General features: G+C 61.4%; 28 protein-coding genes and 1 tRNA gene. 23 read left to right on the top strand and 6 right to left on the bottom strand.

What is annotated here, in order from left to right; all coding sequences use genetic code 11:
- The 11 genes from QOC89_RS07345 to tatC all read left to right on the top strand — a co-directional run.
- A partial coding sequence (locus QOC89_RS07345) for a MarC family protein (protein WP_323044422.1) occupies positions 1-390 on the top strand: 390 nt, incomplete at its 5' end.
- Positions 387-1,028 (top strand): imidazole glycerol phosphate synthase subunit HisH, encoded by a 642-nt coding sequence (hisH, locus tag QOC89_RS07340; RefSeq protein WP_323044421.1) that lies wholly within the window; start codon positions 387-389, stop codon positions 1,026-1,028. The genes QOC89_RS07345 and hisH, both read left to right, overlap by 4 nt.
- A gap of 214 nt (positions 1,029-1,242) precedes the next feature.
- Positions 1,243-1,995, top strand: a complete 753-nt coding sequence (gene hisA, locus QOC89_RS07335; RefSeq protein ID WP_054036624.1) for a 1-(5-phosphoribosyl)-5-[(5-phosphoribosylamino)methylideneamino]imidazole-4-carboxamide isomerase — start codon at positions 1,243-1,245, stop codon at positions 1,993-1,995.
- 289 nt (positions 1,996-2,284) lie between these two features.
- A complete protein-coding gene (gene hisF, locus QOC89_RS07330) occupies positions 2,285-3,058 on the top strand; it encodes an imidazole glycerol phosphate synthase subunit HisF (RefSeq protein ID WP_063497498.1) in 774 nt (257 codons plus the stop codon).
- Position 3,059: 1 nt separating this feature from the next.
- Positions 3,060-3,470, top strand: coding sequence for a phosphoribosyl-AMP cyclohydrolase (gene hisI / locus QOC89_RS07325; RefSeq protein WP_323044420.1), 411 nt, complete (start codon positions 3,060-3,062; stop codon positions 3,468-3,470).
- On the top strand, positions 3,467-3,859 hold the full coding sequence (locus QOC89_RS07320; RefSeq protein WP_323044419.1) for a phosphoribosyl-ATP diphosphatase: 393 nt from the start codon (positions 3,467-3,469) through the stop codon (positions 3,857-3,859). The genes hisI and QOC89_RS07320 overlap by 4 nt, the downstream gene beginning before the upstream one ends.
- Before the next feature lie 94 nt (positions 3,860-3,953).
- Positions 3,954-4,349 carry a DUF4870 family protein gene (locus tag QOC89_RS07315; protein WP_323044418.1) on the top strand — a complete coding sequence of 132 codons (396 nt, stop codon included), beginning with the start codon at positions 3,954-3,956 and terminating at the stop codon, positions 4,347-4,349.
- An 81-nt stretch (positions 4,350-4,430) separates the two neighbouring features.
- On the top strand, positions 4,431-4,796 hold the full coding sequence (locus QOC89_RS07310) for a histidine triad nucleotide-binding protein (protein WP_323044417.1): 366 nt from the start codon (positions 4,431-4,433) through the stop codon (positions 4,794-4,796).
- A gap of 243 nt (positions 4,797-5,039) precedes the next feature.
- Positions 5,040-5,279 carry a Sec-independent protein translocase subunit TatA gene (gene tatA, locus QOC89_RS07305; protein ID WP_179734705.1) on the top strand — a complete coding sequence of 80 codons (240 nt, stop codon included), beginning with the start codon at positions 5,040-5,042 and terminating at the stop codon, positions 5,277-5,279.
- A 39-nt stretch (positions 5,280-5,318) separates the two neighbouring features.
- Positions 5,319-5,837, top strand: a complete 519-nt coding sequence (gene tatB / locus QOC89_RS07300) for a Sec-independent protein translocase protein TatB (RefSeq protein WP_323044416.1) — start codon at positions 5,319-5,321, stop codon at positions 5,835-5,837.
- Positions 5,838-5,871: 34 nt separating this feature from the next.
- Entirely contained in the window at positions 5,872-6,651 is a 780-nt protein-coding gene (tatC, locus tag QOC89_RS07295) for a twin-arginine translocase subunit TatC (RefSeq protein WP_323044415.1), read from the top strand.
- Positions 6,652-6,881: 230 nt separating this feature from the next.
- Here the strand turns inward: tatC and QOC89_RS07290 are convergent, their stop codons facing one another.
- Entirely contained in the window at positions 6,882-8,105 is a 1,224-nt protein-coding gene (locus QOC89_RS07290) for a Do family serine endopeptidase (RefSeq protein ID WP_179734699.1), read from the bottom strand.
- 19 nt (positions 8,106-8,124) lie between these two features.
- Between QOC89_RS07290 and QOC89_RS07285 the strand changes: the two genes are divergently transcribed.
- The 8 genes from QOC89_RS07285 to QOC89_RS07250 all read left to right on the top strand — a co-directional run bounded on the left by QOC89_RS07285 (position 8,125) and on the right by QOC89_RS07250 (position 14,790).
- Positions 8,125-8,871 (top strand): Nif3-like dinuclear metal center hexameric protein, encoded by a 747-nt coding sequence (locus QOC89_RS07285; protein WP_323044414.1) that lies wholly within the window; start codon positions 8,125-8,127, stop codon positions 8,869-8,871.
- Between the two features lie 220 nt (positions 8,872-9,091).
- Complete coding sequence (gene petA, locus QOC89_RS07280) at positions 9,092-9,712, top strand: ubiquinol-cytochrome c reductase iron-sulfur subunit (RefSeq protein ID WP_179734694.1); 621 nt, start codon at positions 9,092-9,094, stop codon at positions 9,710-9,712.
- Positions 9,712-11,091 carry a cytochrome bc complex cytochrome b subunit gene (locus QOC89_RS07275; protein ID WP_323044413.1) on the top strand — a complete coding sequence of 460 codons (1,380 nt, stop codon included), beginning with the start codon at positions 9,712-9,714 and terminating at the stop codon, positions 11,089-11,091. The genes petA and QOC89_RS07275 overlap by 1 nt, the downstream gene beginning before the upstream one ends.
- A 22-nt stretch (positions 11,092-11,113) precedes the next feature.
- Positions 11,114-11,869, top strand: coding sequence for a cytochrome c1 (locus QOC89_RS07270; RefSeq protein WP_323044412.1), 756 nt, complete (start codon positions 11,114-11,116; stop codon positions 11,867-11,869).
- 94 nt (positions 11,870-11,963) lie between these two features.
- The gene (locus QOC89_RS07265; RefSeq protein ID WP_323044411.1) at positions 11,964-12,575 is read left to right on the top strand and encodes a glutathione S-transferase N-terminal domain-containing protein; all 612 of its coding nucleotides are present in this window, start codon (positions 11,964-11,966) and stop codon (positions 12,573-12,575) included.
- Positions 12,576-12,651: 76 nt separating this feature from the next.
- Entirely contained in the window at positions 12,652-13,182 is a 531-nt protein-coding gene (locus QOC89_RS07260) for a ClpXP protease specificity-enhancing factor (RefSeq protein ID WP_323044410.1), read from the top strand.
- 19 nt (positions 13,183-13,201) lie between these two features.
- Positions 13,202-13,277, top strand: a tRNA-Thr gene (locus QOC89_RS07255).
- Between the two features lie 388 nt (positions 13,278-13,665).
- Positions 13,666-14,790, top strand: coding sequence for a class I SAM-dependent methyltransferase (locus tag QOC89_RS07250; RefSeq protein ID WP_323044409.1), 1,125 nt, complete (start codon positions 13,666-13,668; stop codon positions 14,788-14,790).
- A gap of 60 nt (positions 14,791-14,850) precedes the next feature.
- On the opposite strand, the gene QOC89_RS07245 is transcribed toward QOC89_RS07250, so the two are convergent.
- Positions 14,851-16,128 (bottom strand): TIGR03862 family flavoprotein, encoded by a 1,278-nt coding sequence (locus QOC89_RS07245; protein ID WP_323044408.1) that lies wholly within the window; start codon positions 16,126-16,128, stop codon positions 14,851-14,853.
- A 373-nt stretch (positions 16,129-16,501) separates the two neighbouring features.
- Here QOC89_RS07245 and QOC89_RS07240 point away from each other — a divergent pair, with 373 nt between their 5' ends.
- A complete protein-coding gene (locus QOC89_RS07240; RefSeq protein WP_323044407.1) occupies positions 16,502-16,711 on the top strand; it encodes a DUF1059 domain-containing protein in 210 nt (69 codons plus the stop codon).
- A 176-nt stretch (positions 16,712-16,887) separates the two neighbouring features.
- Here QOC89_RS07240 and QOC89_RS07235 read toward each other — a convergent pair whose 3' ends face one another.
- Positions 16,888-17,208, bottom strand: a complete 321-nt coding sequence (locus QOC89_RS07235) for a DNA-binding protein (protein ID WP_323044406.1) — start codon at positions 17,206-17,208, stop codon at positions 16,888-16,890.
- Positions 17,209-17,601: 393 nt separating this feature from the next.
- On the opposite strand from QOC89_RS07235, the gene QOC89_RS07230 reads away from it, so the two are divergent.
- Positions 17,602-18,444 carry an SAM-dependent methyltransferase gene (locus tag QOC89_RS07230; protein WP_323044405.1) on the top strand — a complete coding sequence of 281 codons (843 nt, stop codon included), beginning with the start codon at positions 17,602-17,604 and terminating at the stop codon, positions 18,442-18,444.
- A 44-nt stretch (positions 18,445-18,488) separates the two neighbouring features.
- Here QOC89_RS07230 and QOC89_RS07225 read toward each other — a convergent pair whose 3' ends face one another.
- Together QOC89_RS07225 and QOC89_RS07220 are read right to left on the bottom strand one after the other, a co-directional pair.
- Complete coding sequence (locus QOC89_RS07225; protein ID WP_323044404.1) at positions 18,489-19,043, bottom strand: DUF1415 domain-containing protein; 555 nt, start codon at positions 19,041-19,043, stop codon at positions 18,489-18,491.
- A gap of 96 nt (positions 19,044-19,139) precedes the next feature.
- Complete coding sequence (locus QOC89_RS07220) at positions 19,140-19,781, bottom strand: TetR/AcrR family transcriptional regulator (RefSeq protein WP_323044403.1); 642 nt, start codon at positions 19,779-19,781, stop codon at positions 19,140-19,142.
- A 154-nt stretch (positions 19,782-19,935) separates the two neighbouring features.
- Between QOC89_RS07220 and QOC89_RS07215 the strand changes: the two genes are divergently transcribed.
- On the top strand, positions 19,936-21,219 hold the full coding sequence (locus QOC89_RS07215) for an MFS transporter (RefSeq protein WP_323044402.1): 1,284 nt from the start codon (positions 19,936-19,938) through the stop codon (positions 21,217-21,219).
- Positions 21,220-21,395: 176 nt separating this feature from the next.
- A complete protein-coding gene (locus QOC89_RS07210) occupies positions 21,396-21,989 on the top strand; it encodes a nitroreductase family protein (RefSeq protein WP_323044401.1) in 594 nt (197 codons plus the stop codon).
- 163 nt (positions 21,990-22,152) lie between these two features.
- On the opposite strand, the gene QOC89_RS07205 is transcribed toward QOC89_RS07210, so the two are convergent.
- Entirely contained in the window at positions 22,153-23,628 is a 1,476-nt protein-coding gene (locus QOC89_RS07205; RefSeq protein WP_323044400.1) for an MFS transporter, read from the bottom strand.
- Positions 23,629-23,693 lie beyond the last annotated feature (65 nt).

Genomic DNA, 23,693 nt, shown 5'->3' with positions numbered 1-23,693 from the left:
ATCATGCTGCTGATGGCGATCAACATGCTGAACGCGCAGATCGGCAACAGCCGTTCGACGCCGGAAGAGCGCCATGAAGCCGAACAGAAGGACAACATCGCGGTCGTGCCGCTGGCGATTCCACTGTTGACCGGCCCGGGCGCGATCAGCACCACGATCATCTACGCGGCCGGCTCGGCGCACTGGTACGACCGGCTGAGCCTGATTGCCATCGGTGCGGTGCTGGCGGCGATCTGCTTTTTCGCGCTGCGTCTTGCCGAACCGATTGCCCGCTGGGTCGGTCGCACGGGTATCAACATCGGGACGCGGCTCATGGGTTTGATGTTATCGGCGCTGGCGGTGGAATTCATCGTCGATGGATTGAAGGCATTGCTGCCTAACTTGAAATGAAAACTTCGATAGCGATTGTGGATTACGGAATGGGCAACCTGCGCTCGGTGGCCCAGGCACTGCGCAAAGCCGCGCCGGAAGCGGACGTGGCGATCGTCGATCAGCCTGAGGCGATCCGCTCGGCCGATCGCGTGGTGCTGCCCGGCCAGGGTGCCATGCCCGACTGCATGCGCAGTCTGGCCGAATCCGGCCTGCAGGAAGCCGTGCTCGAAGCCTCGCGCAGCAAACCGCTGATGGGCGTGTGCGTCGGCGAGCAGATGCTGTTCGACTGGAGCGCCGAGGGCAATACGCCCGGCCTGGGCCTGTTGCCGGGCAAGGTGTTGCGCTTCGACCTGGAAGGCCAGGTGCAGGACGACGGCTCGCGCTTCAAGGTTCCGCAAATGGGCTGGAACCGCGTGCGCCAGGCGCAGCCGCATCCGTTGTGGGACGGCGTCGCGGATAACGCATTCTTCTACTTCGTGCACAGCTATTATGTCGTGCCGGACAATGCCGCCCATACGTCGGGCGAAACGGTGTACGGTGTGCCCTTTACCTCGGCGGTGGCGCGGGATAACATCTTCGCGACCCAATTCCACCCGGAAAAGAGCGCTGAGGCGGGGCTGCGCGTGTATCGCAACTTCGTGCACTGGAACCCGTGAGCGCCTTTCTTCATTTTGCTGTCGTGCGCCATTTCGCCACAAGCGGAGCGCCGCCCGTGCGCCACAATGGCAGCGCGACGATTTCGCTTCGATATGGCGCTCCGCAAGGGCGTCGAAAGAGTTGTACTAAACTAGCGAAACGGCGTTGTGGCGGGCTGGCCTGTCAGCCGCTGCCGTCGACTTTCAACCACCTCCCAGACAACACCCGATTGCTATGCTGCTGATTCCCGCCATCGACCTGAAAGATGGTCACTGTGTACGCCTCAAACAGGGCGATATGGACCAGGCGACGATATTCTCCGAGGAACCGGCGGCGATGGCCCGACATTGGGTCGACCGCGGAGCCCGCCGTCTGCACCTCGTCGACCTGAATGGCGCGTTCGCCGGCAAGCCGAAAAATGAAGACGCGATTCGCGCGATCATCGAGGAAGTAGGGGGCGAGATTCCCGTCCAGCTGGGCGGCGGCATCCGTGACCTGAACACGATCGAGCGCTATCTGGACGACGGTTTGTCGTACGTCATCATCGGCACGGCTGCGGTGAAGAATCCGGGCTTCCTGCAAGACGCCTGTACGGCGTTCGGCGGCCATATCATCGTCGGTCTGGATGCGAAAGACGGCAAGGTCGCCACCGACGGCTGGAGCAAGCTGACCGGTCACGAAGTGGCTGATCTGGCGCGCAAGTTCGAGGATTACGGCTGCGAGTCGATCATCTACACCGACATCGGCCGCGACGGCATGCTGCAGGGGATCAACATCGAAGCCACGGTGCGTCTCGCCCGCGCGGTGAAGATTCCGGTGATCGCGAGCGGCGGCTTGTCGAACCTTGCGGACATCGAGTCGCTGTGCGAAGTCGAAGACGAGGGCATCGAAGGCGTGATCTGCGGCCGGGCAATCTACTCGGGCGACCTGGACTTCGCGGCCGCGCAGACGCTGGCGGACCGGCTGCGCGAATCGGACGACGCTTGAGGTTTGTCGCCCGCAGGCTCGCTTTTGGCGCGGCATCGGCGCATAGCCGGGCCTGAAGTGGGCACCGGGCGGGCATCAAGCAGGCAAAAAGGCGACGACAAGCGGACGACAAGCGGACGATAAGCGGACGATAAGCGGACGCGACGGCGCGTCCCGCAAGCGCATCAAGCCGCATGCATGTGTCTTCGGCGCATCTTCGGTCTGACGCGGCTCGCCGCGCCGGCACTGTGCCGCTCGTGAAGTTTCCGGCGAGCGGCCCCATCAGCGGTATTGGCAGAATTGCAAGATCATGGCTCTAGCTAAACGCATCATCCCCTGTCTCGACGTCACGGCTGGACGCGTGGTGAAGGGCGTCAACTTCGTCGAACTGCGCGACGCCGGCGACCCGGTCGAAATTGCGCGCCGTTACGACGATCAGGGCGCCGACGAACTCACCTTCCTCGACATCACCGCGACCTCCGATCAACGCGATCTGATCCTGCCGATCATCGAAGCGGTCGCCTCGCAGGTGTTCATTCCGCTGACGGTCGGCGGCGGCGTGCGCGCTGTCGAAGACGTGCGGCGCTTGCTCAACGCCGGCGCGGACAAAATCAGCATGAACTCGTCGGCGGTCGCGAATCCGCAACTCGTGCGCGACGCGACGGACAAATACGGTTCGCAATGCATCGTCGTCGCCATCGACGCCAAGCGCGTCTCGGCGGACGGCGAAGCGCCGCGCTGGGAAGTCTTCACGCATGGCGGGCGCAAGGCCACCGGCCTCGAAGCGGTCGAATGGGCGCGCAAAATGGCTGAACTCGGCGCGGGCGAAATCCTGCTGACCAGCATGGACCGCGACGGCACCAAGAGCGGCTTCGATCTCGCGCTCACGCGCGCGGTGTCTGATGCGGTGTCGATTCCGGTGATCGCCTCGGGCGGCGTCGGCTCGCTGCAGCATCTGGCTGACGGCATCAAGAGCGGTCACGCAGACGCCGTGCTGGCCGCCAGCATTTTCCACTACGGCGAACACACCGTGGGCGAGGCCAAGCGCTTTATGGCCGATCAAGGCATTTCGGTGAGGTTGTGACGTGGTGAACCCTTCAGCAGTAGATTGGCTCGACAAGGTCAGGTGGGACGCGAACGGCCTCGTGCCGGTGATCGCGCAGGAAGCGTCGACCAACGACGTGTTGATGTTCGCGTGGATGAACCGCGAAGCGTTGGCGAAAACGGTGGAACTGGGCCGCGCGGTGTATTTCTCGCGTTCGCGCCAGCGCCTCTGGTTCAAGGGCGAAGAGTCCGGCCACGTGCAGCATGTGCATGAAGTGCGGCTCGATTGCGACGAAGACGTCGTGCTGCTGAAGGTCGAGCAGGTGTCGGGCATCGCCTGCCATACCGGCCGCCACTCGTGCTTTTTCCAGAAATTCGAAGGTACGGTTGAAGACGGCGATTGGGTCGCCGTCGATCCCGTGCTGAAAGACCCCGAACACATCTACAAATGACGCAATCCACGCAATCTCCGGCACCCGCTTCGTCCACCAGCGACACACTGCTGCGCCTCGCGGCCATCGTCGACAGCCGCAAGGGCGGCGACCCGGACGTCTCGTACGTGTCGCGCCTGTTTCACAAGGGCGATGACGCGATTCTCAAGAAGATCGGCGAAGAAGCCACCGAAGTCGTGCTGGCCGCCAAAGACACGCGACACGGCGGCGCGCCGAAAGCACTGGTCGGCGAAGTGGCGGACCTGTGGTTTCACTGCCTCGTGATGCTGTCGCATTTCGACCTGAGCCCGGCCGACGTGCTCGCCGAACTCGAGCGCCGTGAAGGCCTGTCGGGCATCGAGGAAAAGGCGCTGCGCAAAAGCCGTGAGCGCGAGCAGAACGGTGACTGATTGCCCGGATTTGTCCGCGCTGGCTTGAAGTGATGAACGTCGGCACCCACATTGCACTGAACGCATAGGATTACATCCTCGGGAGGACGCAAGCATGGAACAGTCGCAGGAAAGTTATCCGCCGCCGGTCTACCGCAACGCGATCGAGCCCGAGCGCGAACGCAGTCTGCGCACGCTCACCCATGTGCTGTACGCGCTGTATGCTGTCCATTGGCTGACGGGTGGTCTGACGATTCTGATTGCGATCATCATCAACTACGTGAAGCGGCCCGACGTGGTGGGCACGCCTTACGAGGCGCATTTCGAGTGGCAGATCCGCTCGTTCTGGATGGCCTTGCTGGGTTATGCGATCGGCGGCGTGCTGCTGTTCGTGGTGATCGGCATTCCGATCCTGTGGGCCGTCAGTATCTGGATGTTGTACCGTATTATCAAAGGCTGGCTGTATCTGTACGATAACAAGCCGCTGGCGAACCCGCGTGGCTGGTTCTGAGTTGAGTCCGGTTGTAACCGGGTTCCACATGCACTGGCCCAAACGCGTGTCGCTTTCTAGCCATACTGCGTCAGGAATACGATGAGTCACGACCCGAACTGCCTTTTCTGCAAGATCGCCGCCGGCGAGATTCCGTCGACCAAGGTCCACGAAGACGAAGAGTTTTTCGCCTTCCGCGACATTCGTCCGGCGGCTGAAACGCATGTGCTGGTAATTCCCCGCAAACACATCGCTACGCTATCAAATTGCACCGAAAGCGATGCGCCGCTGCTTGGTAGAATGCTTGTCTTGGTGGCGCGTCTGGCCGACCAGCTTGGCGTGGCGTACACCGGTGGCGAAAGCGGATTTCGCACGGTAATCAACACCGGGCCTGGCGGCGGCCAGGAGGTGTATCACTTGCACGCGCACATCCTCGCGGGGCCGCGCCCGTGGCAGCGGATGGGCTGACATATAAGCATGTGCCGGGAGCGCGCGGTGAATTTGGATAGTCAACAATAGTGCGGCCGTTATCTTTTACAGCACTGTAATGTTGCCGACGCGATCTCCGGTCACAATGACACAGCGTATCGTGGGTTGAATCGGAACAGTCCGCGCTAACGTATAGATGAAGCATACGTGCTTCGATTCACGCCGCAGGGCGCTCAAGTTTTGCCGCATCACAATGCGGTGTCGGGGTTAAGGAGAGTAGTCATGGGTTCGTTGAGCATTTGGCATTGGCTGATCGTGTTGTTGATCGTGGCGCTCGTGTTCGGCACGAAGAAGCTGCGCAATATCGGCGGCGATCTGGGCGGCGCGGTGAAAGGCTTCAAGGAAGGCATGAAGGAAGCCGAAACGCCCGCCGGTGAAGCGCAGCAGCGCGAACTACCGCGCAACGGCGCCGTGGATGTGGAAGCGAAGGAAAAGACGCCGCGTTCCAGCGATTACCGCTAAGCCGCGGCCCAACCGCGTTACTGACGGACACTTCACTTCATGCTGGACCTCGGTCTAACCAAGATGGCGCTGATCGGCGTCGTCGCGCTGGTCGTACTCGGGCCTGAGCGCCTGCCTCGCGTCGCCCGTACGGCCGGCGCGTTGTTCGGCCGCGCGCAGCGGTATATCAACGACGTGAAAGCCGAAGTCACCCGCGAAATCGAACTCGACGAATTGCGTCGTATGAAAACCGAGTTCGAGGCGGCGGCGAGCAACGTCGAAACCAGTGTTCAGGACAATCTGCGCAAGCACGAATCCGAACTGAACGACGCCTGGAATAGCGGCAGCTCGGTATCGCCGAGCATTGCAGGCGGCGCGCTCGAAGATGTCGGCAATTCGTCCTGGCCGACCAACCCGCCGGCTGCGGGCCTGAAACGCAAGAACTGGCGCGTCAAACAAACCGCCATGCCCACCTGGTACAAGCGCGCTACCACGCGCCGCACGCGCGTGCAATCAGGCGCCGCGCGCGTGGCGCGGCATACGCCCGCCACCATGCGTCGTCCGACGCGGTTTTTCTGATGATCAGAGCGACAATCCCTAACCGAGGGCCGGTGTGAGCGACCCCCAGCAAACCCAGGACGAAGGCACTGAAGAGACCTTCATTTCCCACCTCGTTGAATTGCGCGACCGTATCATTCGCGCCGGCCTTGCCGTCATCGTGGTGTTCGTCGGACTCGTGTATTGGGCGCCGGACATCTTCCGGCTGCTAGCACGGCCCTTGATGCAAAATCTGCCGAAGGACGGCAAGATGATCGTCACGGACGTGACCGGCTCATTCTTCGTGCCGATGAAGGTGACCATGCTGGTCGCCTTCGTGATCGCACTGCCGATCGTGCTGTATCAGATCTGGGCGTTCGTCGCGCCGGGGCTGTATCAGCATGAGAAGAAGCTGGTCGGGCCGCTGGTGGGCAGCAGCTACACGCTGTTCCTGTGTGGCATGGCGTTCGCGTACTTCGTGGTGTTCCCGACCATTTTTCGCGTCATGGCGCACTACAACGCGCCGCTCGGCGCGGAGATGACTACCGATATCGACAACTACCTCAGCTTCGTGCTGACCATGTTCCTCGCGTTCGGGGTGACCTTCGAGGTGCCGATTGTCGTAGTGTTGCTGGTCCGCATGAATGTGCTGACCATCAAGAAGCTCAAGGAAATTCGTCCGTATGTGGTCGTAGGCGCGTTCGTGATTTCGGCGGTGGTAACGCCGCCGGATGTGTTCTCGCAGTTGATTCTGGCGGTTCCGTTGATCGTGTTGTACGAGGCGGGGATCATCGCGGCGCGCTTGATTGTCGGCAAGCAGCCGGTGGTTATTGAGGAAGCGAGTCCGCCGGATTGAACGTAATGTGCGTCACGCGCCAGGGTGATGCTGGGCGGGTGAGTCAAAAGGCCGCAAAAACAAAAAGGGCAATCCATTCCGGATTGCCCTTTTTTGTTTTTGCGGCGGCATGGTTAGCTTGCCGCGTTGCCGCGTTGCCGCGTTGCCGCGTTGCCGCGGGTCCCGGGCCAGCCGCCGCGCTGCCTCAACGGCCGGATCGGAGTGCTGACACCGCTGCTGTCGTGTATCTCTTAACCGCCGTCGTCATCCTGCTGATCACCGCCGCCGTTGTCCTCCGCGGGTTGCTTCGGCGGAGGCGGGCGCTTGCCGATGGTCACCTCCAGATCCATCTCGCGGCTCTTGCGTACCAGGTGGACCTTGGCAGCCGTCCCCGGCTTGATCTGGGCAATGACATTCAGGAGACGCGTAGTGTCGGTAATCTCCTGGCCGTTCACGCTCACCAGGATGTCGCCCGGCTTGATGCCCGCGCGGTCGGCCGGTCCGTTCTTCAGCACGCCCGCGACAATCGCGCCGGACTTCTGCTCGAGCCCGAACGATTCGGCGATTTCCGGCGTCACGTCCTGCGGTTCCACGCCGATCCAGCCGCGCGTGACCGAACCCGTCGTGATGATGCTCTCCAGCACGCTGCGCGCGGTCGAAACAGGAATCGCGAAGCCGATGCCGAGCGAGCCGCCCGAGCGCGAATAGATTGCGGTATTGATGCCGAGCAGATTGCCGTTCACGTCGACCAGCGCACCGCCGGAATTGCCCGGGTTGATGGCCGCGTCGGTCTGAATGAAGTTTTCGAAGGTGTTGATGCCGAGGTGATTGCGCCCGAGCGCGCTGACAATACCCATGGTCACCGTCTGCCCAACGCCGAATGGATTGCCGATCGCCAGCACCACGTCGCCCACGCGCGTCTGGTCCATGCGGCCAAGCGTGATGGTGGGCAGATTGGTCATGTTGACCTTGAGCACGGCCAGATCGGTCTCAGGATCGACGCCGATCACCTTCGCATTGGTGGTGCGACCGTCGGCGAGCGCGATTTCGATCTGATCGGCGCCGTCCACGACGTGCTGGTTCGTTAGAATGTAACCTTCCGAACTCACTATCACCCCCGAGCCGAGATTCGACGCGGGCTGCTCCTGCCGCTTGCGGTTGTTCTTGTCGCCGAAGAAGTAGCGGAACAGAGGATCTTTCGCGCGCGGATCGGGCGGTAGTGAGCCATCCTTGCTGGAGAACACGTTGACGACCGCGGGCATGGCCTTTTGCGCGGCATCTGCATAGGACGCCTGTGCAGGGCCGCTGCCGATGCCTGGCGCCACTTCCCGCAAGGCGACGATCGGTTCGGCGAGTTGCTTGCCGAATTGCCCTTGACGCTGCAGCCACTGCGGTTTGAGGGTCGCAATGATGAACATCAGCGCCAACAGCACAGTCACCGCTTGGGCAAAGAACAGCCAAAAGCGTCTAAGCATCTGAAGACTAGAGGTTTATATGGATCGGATCGAACTTGAATTGTACTTGAACAATCTTCTTGAAACCGCGCGCTTCAAGGACTATTGCCCTAATGGATTGCAGGTGGAAGGGCGCCGCCGGATCAATAAGCTCGCCACCGGCGTGACGGCTTCGGTGGCCTTTCTCGAGGCCGCGCTCGACTGGGGCGCGGACGCCGTGCTGGTCCATCACGGCTACTTCTGGCGCAACGAGGCGCCGCAGATCACCGGGCGCAAACACGCGCGCCTGAAACTGCTGATTGCCAACGACCTGAACCTGTTCGCCTACCACCTGCCGCTCGACGACCATCCCGAGTTCGGCAACAACGCGCAGATCGGCGCGAAGATGGGCTGGATCAGCGACGCGCGCTTCGGCGAGAACAATCTCGGCTGGCTTGCCACCTTTCCGATGCCGATCACGCTCGCGCACTTCACCGCGCAAGTCGAGCAGACGCTCGGCCGCACGCCGCTCGTGTTCGGTGACCCGGATCGCGAACTGCGCCGCGTCGGCTGGTGCACGGGCGCCGCGCAAGGCATGTTCGAGGCCGCGATCAATGCCGGCGCCGACGTCTACCTGACTGGCGAGCTGTCGGAGTCGGTCATGCACACCTCGGCGGAAAGCGGGGTGGCGTTCCTCGCGGCAGGCCATCACGCGACCGAGCGTTTCGGCGTGCAGGCGGTGGGCAAGCATCTGTCCGAGGCGTTCGATATTGAGCACGTGTTTATCGATATCCCTAATCCGGTTTGAATTCAAACCCGGATTAGATAAGGAAAAGGTCCGAATAACGCAGAGGGCACTTAAAAGGAGGTGCGAAAATGTTTGCGATCCGTACGGAGAAACCCTGAGCTATCAAGGGGTTCGCACGGTTTTTGGCAATCGGGCCTTGTAAATGCCGACTCCATTCGCGCAAACTAGCGGCGGTAGAAGCGACGTGAAGGAAAAATCCAACTCAGAAGTGGGGCGTGTAATGCGAGACAAGGAAGATGAACGCGTCGACGGCGGCCGCCGTACCTGGCTGATAGCGACGACCGTAGCAGGTGGCATAGGAGGCGTTGCCACTGTCGTACCCTTTGTTAGTTCGTTTGCACCATCTGAAAAGGCCAAGGCAGCAGGTGCCCCGGTCGAAGTCGATATCAGTGATCTCAAGCCTGGTGACATGAAGACCGTCGCCTGGCGCGGCAAACCCGTCTGGATCATCAACCGCACCGACAGGATGCTCGCCGATGTCCAGAAAGCCGATAACGAAGTAGCGGATCCCCACACCAAAAATCCTTTTTCGATGCCGTTGCCGGAGTACTGCAACAACGAGTTCCGTTCACGCTCCGACCACAAGAATCTGTTCGTCGCCGTCGCCGTGTGCACCCATCTGGGCTGTACGCCGACGCCGCGCTTCCAGGAGGGCGCGCAGCCCAATCTTCCAGACGACTGGCCAGGCGGTTTTCTGTGCCCTTGCCACGGCTCGACCTATGATATGGCCGGCCGCGTCTTCAAGAACAAACCTGCGCCGCAGAACCTCGACATCCCGCCTTACATGTTCACGTCGGCCACCGGGCTCGTGATCGGCAAGGACGAGAAAGGAGAAGCGTAATGGCGATCGAACATGAAGTAGAGACGACCGGGCTGGTCGGCTGGATCGACCGCCGCTTTCCGCTGACCTCAACCTGGAAGAAGCACGTTTCCGAGTACTACGCGCCGAAGACCTTCAACTTCTGGTACTTCTTCGGTTCGCTCGCGTTGCTGGTGCTGGTCAATCAGATCGTCACCGGCATCTTCCTCACCATGAACTACAAGCCCGACGCGACGCTCGCGTTCGCGTCGGTCGAGTACATCATGCGCGAGGTGCCATGGGGCTGGCTGATCCGCTACATGCACTCCACCGGCGCGTCGATGTTCTTCGTCGTGGTGTATCTGCATATGTTCCGCGGGCTCCTGTACGGCTCGTATCGCAAACCGCGCGAGCTGGTGTGGATCTTCGGCTGCGCGATCTTCCTGTGCCTGATGGCCGAGGCGTTTTTCGGCTATCTGCTGCCGTGGGGCCAGATGTCGTTCTGGGGCGCGCAGGTCATCGTGAACCTGTTTTCGGCGATTCCGTTCATCGGGCCGGATCTGTCGCTGTGGATTCGCGGTGACTATGTTGTTTCGGACGTGACGCTGAACCGCTTTTTCGCGTTTCACGTGATCGCCATTCCGCTGGTGCTGATCGGCCTCGTGGTCGCTCACCTGGTGGCGCTGCATGAAGTGGGTTCGAACAACCCCGACGGCATCGAGATCAAGGCGAAGAAGGACCCGGACGGCATTCCGCTCGACGGCATTCCGTTCCATCCGTACTACTCCGTGCACGACTTCATGGGCGTCTCGGTGTTTCTGATCATTTTCGCGGCGATCATCTTTTTCGCGCCGGAGATGGGCGGGTATTTCCTCGAAGCGAATAACTTCATCCCGGCCAATCCGCTTCAAACGCCGCAGGAAATTGCGCCGGTGTGGTACTTCACCGCCTTCTATGCAATGCTGCGCGCCACTACCGATCCGTTCAAGATCGTGTTGATGGTCATCATCGCGCTGCTCGGCCTGTTCGCGCTGGTGCGCGCGCGCGGCAAATGGAAGCTCGGTTTGCCGGTGCTCGCCGTGCTGGTAGTGCTCGCCATGGCGTTCACCGAATCGAAGTTTTGGGGCGTGGTGGTGATGGGCGGCGCGGTGATCTCGCTGTTCTTCCTGCCATGGCTCGACCGCTCGCCGGTGAAGTCGATCCGTTACCGACCGTTTTTTCACAAGGTGTTCTACGCGATTTTCGTGCTCGCTTTCCTGACGTTGGGCTTCCTCGGCACCAAACCGCCGTCGCCGGCCTCCACGTTGATTGCGCAGGTGTGCGCGCTGATCTACTTCGCGTTTTTCCTCGGTATGCCGGTCTGGACGCGGCTTGGCACGTTCAAGCAGCCGCCCGAGCGGGTGCGGTTCAAGCCCCACTAATCGCGAGCCAGGAGAACACGAAATGAAAAAACTGCTTTCGACGTGCGCGCTAATCGGCGCGACACTGTTCGCGGTGCTGGCCGGCCCGGCGCACGCGGACGAGAATTTCCCTCTCGACCGCGCGCCCGATAACGCGGAGAATTTTGCTTCCTTGCAGCACGGCGCGCAAATATTTGTAAACTATTGCCTGAATTGTCACAGCGCGAACCTGATGCGCTACAACCGGCTGACTGACCTTGGCATTAAGCCGAACGAAATCCAGGCGAACCTGCTGTTCACCACGGATAAAGTCGGCAACACCATGACCGTGGCAATGCGCCCGGACGACGCGAAAGCGTGGTTCGGCGCGACTCCGCCGGATTTGTCGGTCGAGGCACGGGCGCGCGGCAAGGACTGGCTGTACACGTATCTGCGCAGCTTCTATCGCGACGATACGCGGCCGACCGGCTGGAACAATCTGGTGTATGAGAACGTGAGCATGCCTCACGTGCTGTGGCAGCTTCAGGGGCAACGTACCGCGAAGTTCGGCGACGCTGTCGACGAAAAAACAGGCGAAACGGTGCACAAATTTGTCGGCTTCCAACAGGTCACGCCGGGGACAATGTCGCCGGTAGATTATGATTCTACTGTGGCCGACCTTGTGTCGTACCTGTCATGGATGTCCGAACCGACGCAGAAAACCCGCAAACAGCTTGGCGTGTGGGTACTGATGTTCCTCGGCGTCCTGAGCTTTTTCGCCTGGCGATTGAACGCTGCGTACTGGAAACATATCAAATAATCACGCTGTCACCGGCGTGGGGCCGGCGCCAGGAAAAACCTGTTGAACGGTTTTTCCGCGCGCTGGCCTTTCAGCTTTGTGTGGAAACGTAAACATGTTGGTTCTGTATTCCGGCACAACTTGCCCGTTCTCCCAGCGCTGCCGGCTGGTGTTGTTCGAAAAGGGCATGGACTTCGAGATCCGCGACGTCGACCTGTTTAACAAGCCGGAAGACATCGCTGTGATGAATCCGTACGGTCAAGTGCCGATTCTCGTCGAACGGGACCTGATTCTGTACGAATCGAACATCATCAACGAGTATATCGACGAGCGCTTCCCGCATCCGCAACTGATGCCGGCCGATCCGGTGCAGCGCGCCCGCGCCCGTCTGTTCCTGCTCAACTTCGAAAAGGAACTGTTCGTTCACGTCGGCACGCTCGAAAACGAAAAGGGCAAGGCTGCCGAAAAGAACCACGAAAAGGCACGTCTCGCGATCCGCGATCGTCTGACACAGCTCGCGCCGATCTTCCTGAAAAACAAGTACATGCTCGGTGAAGAGTTCTCGATGCTGGACGTCGCGATCGCGCCGTTGCTGTGGCGTCTGGATCACTACGGCATCGAACTGTCGAAGAACGCGGCGCCGCTGATGAAGTACGCCGAGCGCATTTTCAGCCGCCCGGCTTATATCGAAGCGCTGACGCCTTCGGAAAAGGTGATGCGTCGTTGAGTTTGGCTTTGGGGTGAGGGCGCCGCGCGTCTCGATCGTTTTCCGTGCGCGCCCCAACCCGGTAAGAGGACTGTTGATGCAAGAGATTTCCACCAAGCCTTATCTGCTGCGCGCGCTGTACGAGTGGTGCACGGATAACGGCTATACGCCGCATATTGCGGTCCGGGTCGACAATCAGACGCGCGTGCCGCGTCAGTTCGTGCGCGATAACGAGATCGTGTTGAACATCAGCTTCGAGGCGACCAGCCAGTTGCAGATGGGCAATGAATGGATCGAGTTCAGCGCGCGCTTCTCCGGCAAGTCGCACAAGATCGAGGTGCCGATCGCCAATATTCTCGCGATCTACGCGCGCGAAAATGGGCAGGGCATGGCGTTCCCGGTCGAGTCGGCGGGCGGCGAAGCGCAGGATTCAGGCGCCGACGCGGAACTGGCGGACGAGACCGAGGCGCCGGCCGCACCGCGCGCTACGGCGCCGCGCGCGGTCGAATCGTCGTCGACTGCCGCCGATGCGGCTGCCGCCAAAGCAGAAACCGCGACCAACGGCCCGCAGCCTGACGACGACGGGTCAAAAGGTGGCGGAAGGGCTCGCCTCAAGATCGTGAAATGAAGTAGAATCACGGCCTCATGCCGGCTTAGCTCATCAGGTAGAGCGCTTGACTTGTAATCATGAGGTGGCGGGTTCGAGTCCTGCAGCCGGCACCAGTAGTACGAAAACGGGTTTCTGAAGAATTTCAGAAACCCGTTTTTTATTGGGTCGTGAATGATTCGGCGGTCGTTGCCTATTGCCGGCAGACGCTATGGCTTGCCACCGAAGCGGCGAGTGAGGCGAAAAACAGCGCATTTTCTCCGATCTCATTCACCTTGTCGATTGTGGACATTTTAGTCTACGATTTGGCCAAATAGGCAGCAGCAAAGGCGATGGCGGCATTCGCGTCCCGGGAGCCGTCACCAGATACCGCGCCGCGAACCCGACTGGGAGAGGTACTATTCGGGCGTCAGTCGGCATCACGATCAGTCACTCCGGCGGGCAACGCCCCCGAAGACGCGACGTTTCACCGCGTCACTCCCGCAACACAGACCCCACCTCACCATGACCAGCCCCGCAACCATCACCTGGCCCGAAGCCGACGGCCCCCGCAGCGCGCGTTGGCGCTCAGAAGCCGCGGTGCCGCCGCCCAAGCGCGTCGTCGTGGCGGATGACCGCACCACCGCCGACTCGGCCTACCGTCTCGCCTGCGAAGGCACGGCGCTGTTGTGGAACGGCGACTTCCAGAACGCCCGTCAGTTGCTGCAGGCGGTTACGCGCCGACTGGAACGCAAACCGCGCAAGCAGGGCGAAACGCCGATCGACGCGTTCAATCTGCATCGGCAGGCGCAGTCGCAGCGTGCCCGTACGCTTGGCATGATTCTGATTCCGCTGGACGCCACTTATGGCATCCCGCTTCGCCGCGCGCCTGAAGTACAGCAGGCGTGCATCGAAACCTACGGGCCGTCTACCGATGAACCCTCGGTCGTGTCGCTGCGTGAACTGCTCGGGCTGATTGGTGCGCACGAGTGGCGCAAGAAGGGCGTGGAAATCCCCGCGCTCGGGGACCGCGTTCATCCGCACTACGGCGTGTTTTCGCCGGTGCGCGGCGAGTATGTGGACCTGGTTGCGCGCACACCGCTGCCGTCATTGAACAAGGCGTTCGATATCGGCACGGGTACGGGCGTGCTGGCTGCGGTGCTGGCTAAACGCGGCGTGAAGAAAATCATCGCGACCGACCAGGATCCGCGGGCGCTTGCCTGTGCGCGCGAAAACCTCACGCGTCTTGGCTACGATCAACAAGTCGAAGTCGTGCAAGCCGATCTGTTTCCGGAAGGCCGTGCACCGCTGGTGGTTTGCAATCCGCCGTGGGTGCCGGCCCGACCTGCGTCGCCGATTGAGTACGCGATCTACGACTCGGAAAGCCGCATGTTGCTCGGTTTTCTGGGCGGTCTGGCGGAGCATTTGTCCCCGGGCGGAGAAGGTTGGCTGATTATGTCGGATTTCGCCGAGCATCTCGGCTTGCGCACCCGCGACTGGCTGCTTACTGCCATTGAAACGGCGGGTTTGACCGTGGTCGGTCGCGAGGATATCCGTCCGCGGCATCCGAAATCGACCGATGAAACCGATGCCCTGCACACGGCGCGTGCGGCCGAGTTGACGTCGCTCTGGCGTCTGAAGGCACGCTAGGGGGATAACGTGCCGCACGGTGCGGCAAGGTGCGACGACGCAGTACTGACGCGCGGCCTGTCAAACCGGCAAACCGCGCGCCTCGAGATATGCCAATGCGCCGCGTCCGGCCACGAGCCCGCTGGCAAAGCAGGCCGTGAGCAGATAACCGCCGGTCGGCGCTTCCCAGTCGAGCATTTCGCCCGCGCAGAATGCGCCGGGCAAACACTTGATCATCAGATGCTCATCGAGCGCTTCGAAAGGCACGCCGCCAGCGGTGCTGATCGCTTCCGCAATAGGTCGGGCCCGCGTGAGCCGCACCGGTAGCGCCTTGATCGCGTGCGCGAGACCATTCGCATCGGCGAAAGCTTCCTTCGACAGGATCTCGTGTAACAAAGCCAGTTTGACGCCGCTAATGCCGATTCTGCCGTGCAGGTGAGTCGACATCGAGCGCGAGCCCCGCGGTCGCGTCACTTCCGCTACCAAGCGCTCCAAAGTCAAGCCTGGCGCCATGTCCAGCGTGATCGTGACGTCGCCGTCGGCCAGAATTCGCTCCCGGATAGTGGCCGACAATGCGTAAATCAGGCTCCCTTCGAGGCCCGTTTCGGTCAGAAGTATTTCACCTTGTCGATTGTGGACTTTATTGTCCACGTCGGTAAGCGTGATGGCCACCGATTTCACCGGCTGGCCGGCGAAACGCTCGCGCAGATAGGGGCTCCAGTCTGCGTCGAAGCCGCAGTTCGCGGGTCGCAACGGGGTCACCGGCACCTCGCGTGCGCTCAGCAGCGGCACCCAGGCGGCGTCGGATCCGAGTCGTGGCCAGCTTGCACCGCCGAGGGCAAACACCACGGCATCGTAAGTCACGATTTGCTCGCCGCCAGGTGTTTCGAAGCGCAGCTCGTGGGCAGCGGCGTGATCCGCACCGCTATCGTGATTCCAGCCGGTCCACTTGTGGCGCATGTGAAAGTGCACGCCGGCTTCCCGCAACCGATGCAACCATGCACGCAACATCGGCGCCGCTTTCATATCGGTCGGGAAAACGCGCCCCGAACTGCCGACAAAGGTTTCGACGCCAAGCCCCTGCAACCAGGCTCGCAGGGCGTCGGGACCGAACGTCTCGAGTAGTGGCGCGATCTGTTCGCGGCGGGCACCGTAGCGACCAAGAAACGGCTCGAGCGGTTCCGAATGCGTGATGTTCATCCCGCCTTTGCCCGCCATCAGGAACTTGCGGCCAACCGACGGCATCGCGTCATGAACGTCGACTTGTATGCCTCGCCGGGCAAGCGCCTCAGCGGCCATCAAGCCGGCGGGACCTCCGCCTATCACGGCGACACGGGCGGAATCGAAAGAGGATGACATGCGGTCCTGCGGATGGGCGGAGATGGGCGCGTGCCTGATCTGACGACCGGGCGGCGAAGGGCGCTATTTTCACACCACGGGCGGCACGGGGCAAACCGTCGGCGCATGTCGGATTAGCAGGCTGAAAAACGCTGGGTTAGGGCGCTTTCGCACCCGCCCTGTTTGCGCGCGCTTCTTTGCAATCTCAGGCCGCAAACTATACTTTTCAAACACCTTCCACCGGACGCGGTTCGCGTCTTCGCCACCTCAAACCAACCTGCCGTTTTGAGTCCGCCCCACGTCCTGAAAGCTGTCGCGTCGCGGCGGGCGAAGTGGTCGGCGCGCCTGTTGTCTGTCTGGATGTTTGATTCAACGCTGGATGAAGGAGATTGCCATGACTCGCCAATACATCGACTGTCGCGAGTTCCCGAGCGAGACACATTGCACCGTTGCCCTATCCGCCGACAGCGAGAGCGAATTGCTCGACGCGGCCGTGCAGCACGCAGTGACGGTTCACAAGCATACGGACTCGCCGGAACTGCGTTCGCAGCTCAAGACGCTGTTTCATCAGGGCACGCCGCCGATCGAGGCGCCGCGCGCGTGATTCGTCGTCCTTTGCTGGAGTTCGCCAGGTCCGGCACCTGATCAGGGTATCTCACCTGCGCCTGATCGCTCAGGAGTTGGCGAACAGCGCGCGCGGCGGCGTGCCGCGGCCGCGGGTCGCGGCGTTGCCTGAACGTGCTGCCTGAGGGGCCTGCCCAAGCGTCCGACCTAAGCGCCCTAGCCGGGGTAAGCCTCATCCACCTTCAGGCCGGCCAGCTTGAAAATGACGCGCAGCGTTTGCGGTTTGATGTCGCGACGCGAAGCGAGCGTCGTCATCACGAAGTCGAGCACTTTCGCGTACTTGAGCATCGTCAGGCACGTTTCCATATCGACGCTGCCATCTCGCATGACTTCGGCGAGCCGTAGCATTTCGGTGGAAATATCGCGCGCCATCTCCAGTTCGAGCTGCTGCTTTTCGGACCACGCCGGCGTGGCGGTGAGCTTCGCCAGCATTTCCTGAAATTTCTGTTCGACGTTGCCGCTGGGTACGATATCCATTTGCTGCCTCTTCTATTTTCCAGCGCGTGCCGGTTTGCAATCGCGGCGCGCTGCTGGTTACGTAACGTTCGGTCCGTGTTCCGGGACCGTCCTCCCCACATGCATTCGGTTCGCGTGATCGATGCCACGGCCGGTAGCCTGTTGTTATGCGTGACACGGCTTGCGCCATCGGGTGAACCGGCCCGCAAGATGCGCCTGAATCCACGTCGGAACTGTCCCGGGTACTGCTCTTTTCGAGCAGGAAGTGTTCCAGGTTGCGGCATTTCTTACTGGGTCGACACGGCTCCTCAGGTGAGCGGGCTGCGCTTTGGGTAAACTGGCAGCAACTTTTCCTTTTTTCCGTCATCTGTCGCACGTTCGCGTTGCAATCGATGGCGGTCTCCGGTCGCCACGATGTCCAGCAAAACCCACGAAATCCGTCCGAACCAGTCCGTCGAGCTACTCAAGGAGCTTCATATCCTGACGCGCGACGGCAAGATGAACCAGGACAGCCGCCGCAAGCTGAAGCAGGTCTATCACCTGTTCCAGTTCATCGAGCCTCTGCTGAAAGAGCTCAAGGACCAACAGGGCGCGGTGACGCTTGTCGATCATGGCGCGGGCAAGTCATACCTGGGTTTTATCCTGTATGACCTTTTCTTCAAGGAGTTTCAGGACGCCGCTGGTGGGGCGTCGCACATTTACGGCATTGAAACGCGCGAGGATCTCGTGACGAAATCCGAGGAGCTGGCTAGCAGGCTGGGCTTCAAGGGGATGTCGTTTCTGAATTTGTCGGTGGCGGAATCGATTACGTCGGCGAGTTTGCCGGCTCAGATCGATATCGTGACGGCATTGCATGCGTGCAATACCGCGACTGACGACGCGCTCCGGTTTGCGCTGGAAAAGCGGGCGAAGTACATCGTGGTCGTGCCGTGTTGCCAGGCCGAAGTGGCCGGGGTTTTACGGCAGAACAAGGGTAAATCGCTCGGCAATGCGTTGACTGAGATCTGGCGGCATCCGCTGCATACCCGGGAATTCGGCAGTCAGATTACTAACGTGTTGCGCTGCTTGCAGCTGGAAGCACATGGATATCAGGTGAGTGTGACCGAGCTGGTCGGGTGGGAACACTCGATGAAGAACGAACTGATTATTGCCCAGTTCAAGGATCTGCCGAGACGGCGGCCGGCCGAGCGGCTGAATGAAGTGATGGAGACGCTCGGGATCGAGGAGCTGAAAGAAAGGTTCTTTGTCCCCGCCTGATCTAACCTGCGGTGGTGGTGGTTTTGTCGCCACTACCGCGCGAACTACATTTTCATTAAATCATTCCAGCCTTTAAGGCCGATACGCCGAAGGGTCTCCTGATTCCGCCCGTAAATATCCTCCGCGTCGGGAAAAGCCTGAACCGCCCGTTCAATACTTTCCTCGCGCAGTAAATGCAAAATCGGATAGGGCGCCCGATTTGTATAATTCTCGATATCGTCAGGCTCACTGCCTTCAAACTGATAATGCGGATGAAAACTGGCGATCTGGATAATGCCTTCCAGCCGAAGCTGCTTGATAAGCCGATCGGCAAAAAACAGGCAATCGTTATAGTCGAGAAAATCGCCGAGCGCCTGCGGTAAAACCAGAAGCGTAGTATCCACCGTTTCAGGGCTTTCCGCGACGAACGCTTTAATCTCTGTTTCGAGATCGGTTAAAACGCCTTCCATGTCCACGGCGTCGCTAACGGCATAGCGAATCTGCCCTTTCACGTGTACAGCCTTGGCAAAAGGACATAAGTTGAGCCCGATCACGGCCTCTGTCAGCCAATGACGGGTGGCGGCGATAACGGCGTCGTGAGAGTCGGCAGGCAACGGCATGGCAAGCAAGCGGCGAAAGGGGAAACTGCCATTCTAATGGCGCTGACCGGCGCCGCGGCACCGTTCCGTGCTCTGCCGCGACCGGCGGCGAGAACCTCAACCCGCTTGCGTCCCGCCGCACGCCGCGGCGATCAACTGCGCCGCGACCTTCGGAGCGGCCAGAATCGGCCCGCGGCCCGGGCCATAGGTCTGGCTCGCCGCGTACACGCCTTCGATCATCAAACCCAGCGCATCGGCCAACGCAGCCGGATCGTTCGCGCCTGCGGCGGTTGCCAATTCCAGAAGCCGCGCCATCAGCCGCTCCTTGTTGCGAAACACGAATTGCCGCGCGGGGTGCGCCGCGTCGGGAAACTCCACTGCGACATTCACGAAAGGACAGCCGCGGTAGTCGTCGATCGAAGCACGCACTGCCAGGTCGTCGAAATATTGCTGAAGCTGCTTCGCGGGCTCGCCCGGATGTTTCGCGAAACTTTTCTCCACGTAGCCGAAGAACTGCTCGTCCTTGCGCTCCAGATACGCCATCACCAATTCGTCCTTCGACGAAAACTGACGGTACAAGCTCATCTTGTTCACGCCCGCCCGCTCCACCACCGCGTCGACGCCGACCGCCCGCACACCCTCGCGGTAAAACAGCTCGTCCGCAGCGCGTAACAGATGCTGCTGCGCTTGCGGGCCGGCGGTCTGCGCGCCGCGCACGCGCCGCACACCCGCTAGCTTGGGAGGTTGACTGACGGACATAGAATGCCACCTGAATAGAATTGACGCCTTGACATGTTACCGAGCAGTAACTAATATCGCAACACTCATTGTGACAGATCTGTCACAAGTTCTTTACTGAAGTCGTAATAATGCGAGCGGCGCGGCCTGCGGCCACGCGTCGACTGGAGAACCGATGAACTGGGCAGCGAGACTGATTGGCGGGCGATTCCACTATGGCTGGTTGACCGTCGCTGTGGTGTTTCTGGTGCTGCTGGCGGCGGCCGGCACACGCGCCACGCCGAGCGTGATGATGGTGCCGCTGGAGCATCAATTCGGCTGGAGCCGCGCGACGATTTCGCTCGCGATCTCCGTGAACATTGCGCTCTACGGCCTGATGGGGCCATTCGCGGCCGCGGCAATGCAGCGCTTTGGCGTGCGTCCTACCTTGCTGGTCGCGCTCGGCACGATGGCGGCGGGCGTGGCGTTGTCGTCGCTGATGACGCATCCGTGGCAGATGGTTCTGATCTGGGGCGTGATGGTTGGAGGCTCGACCGGGGTGGCGGCGTTGTCGTTGTCGGCAACCGTGGTGACGCGCTGGTTCACCACGCATCGCGGCCTGGTGATGGGGATTCTCACCGCCAGTTCCGCGACCGGCCAATTGGTATTCCTGCCGATGCTTGCGGCCATCGCCGAACATTACGGCTGGCGCCAGGTGGTGTGGGTCGTCGCGGGCGCGGCGGCGGTCGTGTTGCCGCTGGTCGCGTTTCTGTTGCCGGAGCGGCCCGCGGATATGAAACTGCGTCCGTTCGGCGAACCGGCGGACGCGGCGATCTCTGCCACGGTGACGAAGCAGAATCCGCTGGCCATCGCCTTCGGCACGCTCGCGATGGCGAGCAAGACGCGTGACTTCTGGCTGCTGTTCTTCAGCTTCTTTATTTGTGGGGCGAGCACCAACGGTTACGTCGGCACGCACCTGATCGCCATGTGCGGCGACTACGGCATGACCGAAGTGCAGGGCGCTTCCTTGCTCGCCGCAATGGGCATCTTCGATCTGTTCGGCACGACGTTGTCGGGCTGGCTGTCGGACCGCTTCAATAGCCGCGTGCTGCTGTTCTGGTACTACGGGCTGCGCGGATTGTCGTTGATGTATCTGCCGCACGCTTTCGGCATCGATTTCTTTGGGCTGCCGTTGTTCGCGGTCTTCTACGGCCTCGACTGGATTGCCACCGTGCCGCCCACTGTGCGTCTTGCCACCGATGTCTACGGCAAGGAAGCCGCGCCGGTCGTGTTCGGCTGGGTGGTTGCGGGCCACCAGCTCGGCGCGGCTTTCGCGGCGCTTGGCGCGGGCATGCTGCGCGCGAGCCTCGGCACATACACGGTGGCGTCGATGATTTCTGGCGGGCTGTGTCTGGTTGCCGCCGTAATCGTGCTGCGGATCAACCGGCCGGCCAAAGTGCCGGAGCCACAAACGGCGTGAAGCTGCGCCGCTGGACGCGGTGAACCAGCGCAAACGGCCTCATTCGAGGCCGTTGGCCATTGCAGCCGACGCGAAAACTAACTCGCACTTGTTGGAGCGCTAGCGACTCAGCCCGGTTATGCTATGAGACCCCGGGCAGCCGCCCGTCGATCATGAATTTCGACCGAGAGAAGCGCATGACCAACAAACCCGCCCCCACCGCAGTTGCCATTCACGAGCTGATTGCAGGTCGCTGGAGCCCGCGCGCCTATTCGAGCGAGCCGGTGAGCCGCGAGAATCTGCATGCGGTGCTCGAAGCGGCACGCTGGGCGCCGTCTTCGTATAACGCGCAACCGTGGCGTTTTCTCGTGTTCGACCGCAGTGCCGATGAAGTCGCTTTCAAGCAGGCCTTCGCCACGCTGGTGCCGTTCAATCAGGGCTGGAATGCGCCGGCGCCGGTGCTGATCGCGGTCACCACGCATACGCTCACCAACAAGGGCGAAGTGAACCGTTGCGCGCCCTACGATGCGGGTGCCGCGGCGATGGCGCTGGTGCTGCAGGCACATGCGCTCGGTCTCGCCGCGCATCAGATGAGCGGCTTCGATCCGAACGCGTTCCGCACCACGTTCAAACTGCCGAACGACGTCGACGTGATCGCCATGATTGCGCTCGGTCACTACGGCGACGTCGACAAGCTCGACCCGGTGCTGCGCGAGCGCGAAAAATCGGTGCGTCAGCGTTTGCCGTTGGCCGACATTGCTTACGGCGGTGGCTGGAAGAAGGTGTTCTGAGGGGCTTTCGTCCTTCGGTGATAGGAACGCGCGGCGCTGACCGCGCGTTTTTTATTCTGCGCGACCTTTGGCGTCCGAAGCACGGGGTCATTCCCGGCGCTTTGCCGCTTCGATGCGCCTGACTCGTCCTCTGCCGTCCGTAGGACTCAACGTGCGTCGGAGTTCATTGCGCACCGTCCGCGACGCTCGAAAGCGGCGCGGCGACATTCTCAAGCGATTTACGCTCCGCATCCACGCCCCAGATCGCGGCGATCACAGCCGCGGCGATCATCAGCCCCGAGCCGACCAGATAGCCGAAAAACACTTCGCTGCGCTGATGCGTATCGATCAGCCGGCCAAAAAACGCCGGACCGACAATGCCGCCCAGCGCCGTGCCGAACGCGTAGAACACCGCGATCGCCAACGCGCGGATTTCCAGCGGAAACGATTCGCTGACCGTCAGATAGGCCGAACTGGCTGCCGCCGACGCGAAAAAGAAAACCACCATCCACGCAAGCGTCTGGGTCACCACGGTCAGCATCTGCTGCTCGAACAGGTAGCCGCTCAGCGTCAGCAGAATGCCGGACAGCGCGTAAGTCGCCGCGATCATCTTGCGTCGCCCGATGACATCGAAGAGCCGGCCGAGCAGCAGCGGTCCCAGGAAATTGCCGAGCGCGAACGGCAGCAGATACCAGCCGATGTGGTCGCCCGGCACGTGATAGAAATCGGTCAGCACCAGCGCGTAGGTAAAGAAGATCGCGTTGTAGAAGAACGCCTGCGCGGTCATCAAGGACAGGCCGACCAGCGCGCGCCGTCGGTGCACGTTGAACAGCGTGTGAAACACTTCGCGCAGTGGCGTGTGGCCGCGAGCCCGGAGTCTTAGGCGCGTGAGGTCGTCGTCCGCCAGTGCGTGGCCTTCATTGCGAAAGCGCGTTTCGATGCCCTCGACGATCGAGCGCGCGTCGCGTTCGTCGCCGTGCGTGAGCAGCCAGCGCGGACTTTCGGGCACCCAGATGCGCATCGGCAGAATCGCCAGCGCCAGCACCGCGCCGATGAAGAAACAGGCGCGCCAGCCCCAGTCGCTCGGCAGCAGATTCGGATCGAGCAAGATCAGCGAGCCCGCCGCGCCGAGTCCCGCGCCGACCCAGAAGGTGCCGTTGATGCCGAGATCGGTCCAGCCGCGCACCCGCGCGGGCGTGAACTCCTGAATGGTCGAATTGATCGCCGTATATTCGCCGCCGATGCCTGCGCCGGTGAGAAAGCGAAACAGCAGGAAACTGGCGAGATTCCACGAGAAAGCGGTCGCCGCGGTGGCGGCCAGATACAACGCGAGCGTGATGAAGAACAGCTTGCGACGGCCGAGCCGGTCGGTCAGCCAGCCGAAGCCGAGCGCGCCGAGCACGGCGCCGGCGATGTAAGCGCTGCCGGCGAGGCCCACGTCGGCGTTGGTAAAGCGCAACGATGGACTAGACTTCAACGCACTGGCGACCGCGCCCGCCAGCGTCACTTCAAGACCGTCGAGCAGCCATGTTATGCCCAGCGCGACGACGATCTGCGAATGAAAGCGCCCCCACGGCAAGCGATCGAGCCGCGAGGGCAGGTTGGTTTCGATGACGGCGGCGTTTTTCTCGTGGACTGCGGCAGTAGGCGGCGCGCTCATTGCTCTAAGTCTCCTGTTCGCCGAAAATTGGTGGCGTATTCTGTCGAATTCAGCAATTTTTGTTC

Origin of the sequence: Paraburkholderia sp. (genome assembly GCF_034668105.1) — a bacterium.
Taxonomy (GTDB): domain Bacteria; phylum Pseudomonadota; class Gammaproteobacteria; order Burkholderiales; family Burkholderiaceae; genus Paraburkholderia.
This window is presented reverse-complemented; position numbering and strand designations above follow the sequence as displayed.

Excerpts from the sequence above, each read along its gene's own strand:
- QOC89_RS07270 (WP_323044412.1), top strand. The coding sequence starts at position 11,114 with ATGAAAAAACTGCTTTCGACGTGCGCGCTAATCGGCGCGACACTGTTC.
- hisH (WP_323044421.1), top strand. The coding sequence starts at position 387 with ATGAAAACTTCGATAGCGATTGTGGATTACGGAATGGGCAACCTGCGC.
- QOC89_RS07220 (WP_323044403.1), bottom strand. The coding sequence starts at position 19,781 with ATGTCCGTCAGTCAACCTCCCAAGCTAGCGGGTGTGCGGCGCGTGCGC.
- hisF (WP_063497498.1), top strand. The coding sequence starts at position 2,285 with ATGGCTCTAGCTAAACGCATCATCCCCTGTCTCGACGTCACGGCTGGA.
- tatA (WP_179734705.1), top strand. The coding sequence starts at position 5,040 with ATGGGTTCGTTGAGCATTTGGCATTGGCTGATCGTGTTGTTGATCGTG.
- QOC89_RS07320 (WP_323044419.1), top strand. The coding sequence starts at position 3,467 with ATGACGCAATCCACGCAATCTCCGGCACCCGCTTCGTCCACCAGCGAC.
- QOC89_RS07275 (WP_323044413.1), top strand. The coding sequence starts at position 9,712 with ATGGCGATCGAACATGAAGTAGAGACGACCGGGCTGGTCGGCTGGATC.
- tatB (WP_323044416.1), top strand. The coding sequence starts at position 5,319 with ATGCTGGACCTCGGTCTAACCAAGATGGCGCTGATCGGCGTCGTCGCG.
- QOC89_RS07245 (WP_323044408.1), bottom strand. The coding sequence starts at position 16,128 with ATGTCATCCTCTTTCGATTCCGCCCGTGTCGCCGTGATAGGCGGAGGT.
- QOC89_RS07230 (WP_323044405.1), top strand. The coding sequence starts at position 17,602 with ATGTCCAGCAAAACCCACGAAATCCGTCCGAACCAGTCCGTCGAGCTA.
- QOC89_RS07290 (WP_179734699.1), bottom strand. The coding sequence starts at position 8,105 with ATGCTTAGACGCTTTTGGCTGTTCTTTGCCCAAGCGGTGACTGTGCTG.
- QOC89_RS07285 (WP_323044414.1), top strand. The coding sequence starts at position 8,125 with ATGGATCGGATCGAACTTGAATTGTACTTGAACAATCTTCTTGAAACC.
- QOC89_RS07250 (WP_323044409.1), top strand. The coding sequence starts at position 13,666 with ATGACCAGCCCCGCAACCATCACCTGGCCCGAAGCCGACGGCCCCCGC.
- QOC89_RS07205 (WP_323044400.1), bottom strand. The coding sequence starts at position 23,628 with ATGAGCGCGCCGCCTACTGCCGCAGTCCACGAGAAAAACGCCGCCGTC.
- QOC89_RS07260 (WP_323044410.1), top strand. The coding sequence starts at position 12,652 with ATGCAAGAGATTTCCACCAAGCCTTATCTGCTGCGCGCGCTGTACGAG.
- QOC89_RS07315 (WP_323044418.1), top strand. The coding sequence starts at position 3,954 with ATGGAACAGTCGCAGGAAAGTTATCCGCCGCCGGTCTACCGCAACGCG.
- petA (WP_179734694.1), top strand. The coding sequence starts at position 9,092 with ATGCGAGACAAGGAAGATGAACGCGTCGACGGCGGCCGCCGTACCTGG.
- QOC89_RS07210 (WP_323044401.1), top strand. The coding sequence starts at position 21,396 with ATGACCAACAAACCCGCCCCCACCGCAGTTGCCATTCACGAGCTGATT.
- hisA (WP_054036624.1), top strand. The coding sequence starts at position 1,243 with ATGCTGCTGATTCCCGCCATCGACCTGAAAGATGGTCACTGTGTACGC.
- QOC89_RS07225 (WP_323044404.1), bottom strand. The coding sequence starts at position 19,043 with ATGCCGTTGCCTGCCGACTCTCACGACGCCGTTATCGCCGCCACCCGT.
- QOC89_RS07215 (WP_323044402.1), top strand. The coding sequence starts at position 19,936 with ATGAACTGGGCAGCGAGACTGATTGGCGGGCGATTCCACTATGGCTGG.
- QOC89_RS07265 (WP_323044411.1), top strand. The coding sequence starts at position 11,964 with ATGTTGGTTCTGTATTCCGGCACAACTTGCCCGTTCTCCCAGCGCTGC.
- QOC89_RS07235 (WP_323044406.1), bottom strand. The coding sequence starts at position 17,208 with ATGGATATCGTACCCAGCGGCAACGTCGAACAGAAATTTCAGGAAATG.
- QOC89_RS07240 (WP_323044407.1), top strand. The coding sequence starts at position 16,502 with ATGACTCGCCAATACATCGACTGTCGCGAGTTCCCGAGCGAGACACAT.
- QOC89_RS07310 (WP_323044417.1), top strand. The coding sequence starts at position 4,431 with ATGAGTCACGACCCGAACTGCCTTTTCTGCAAGATCGCCGCCGGCGAG.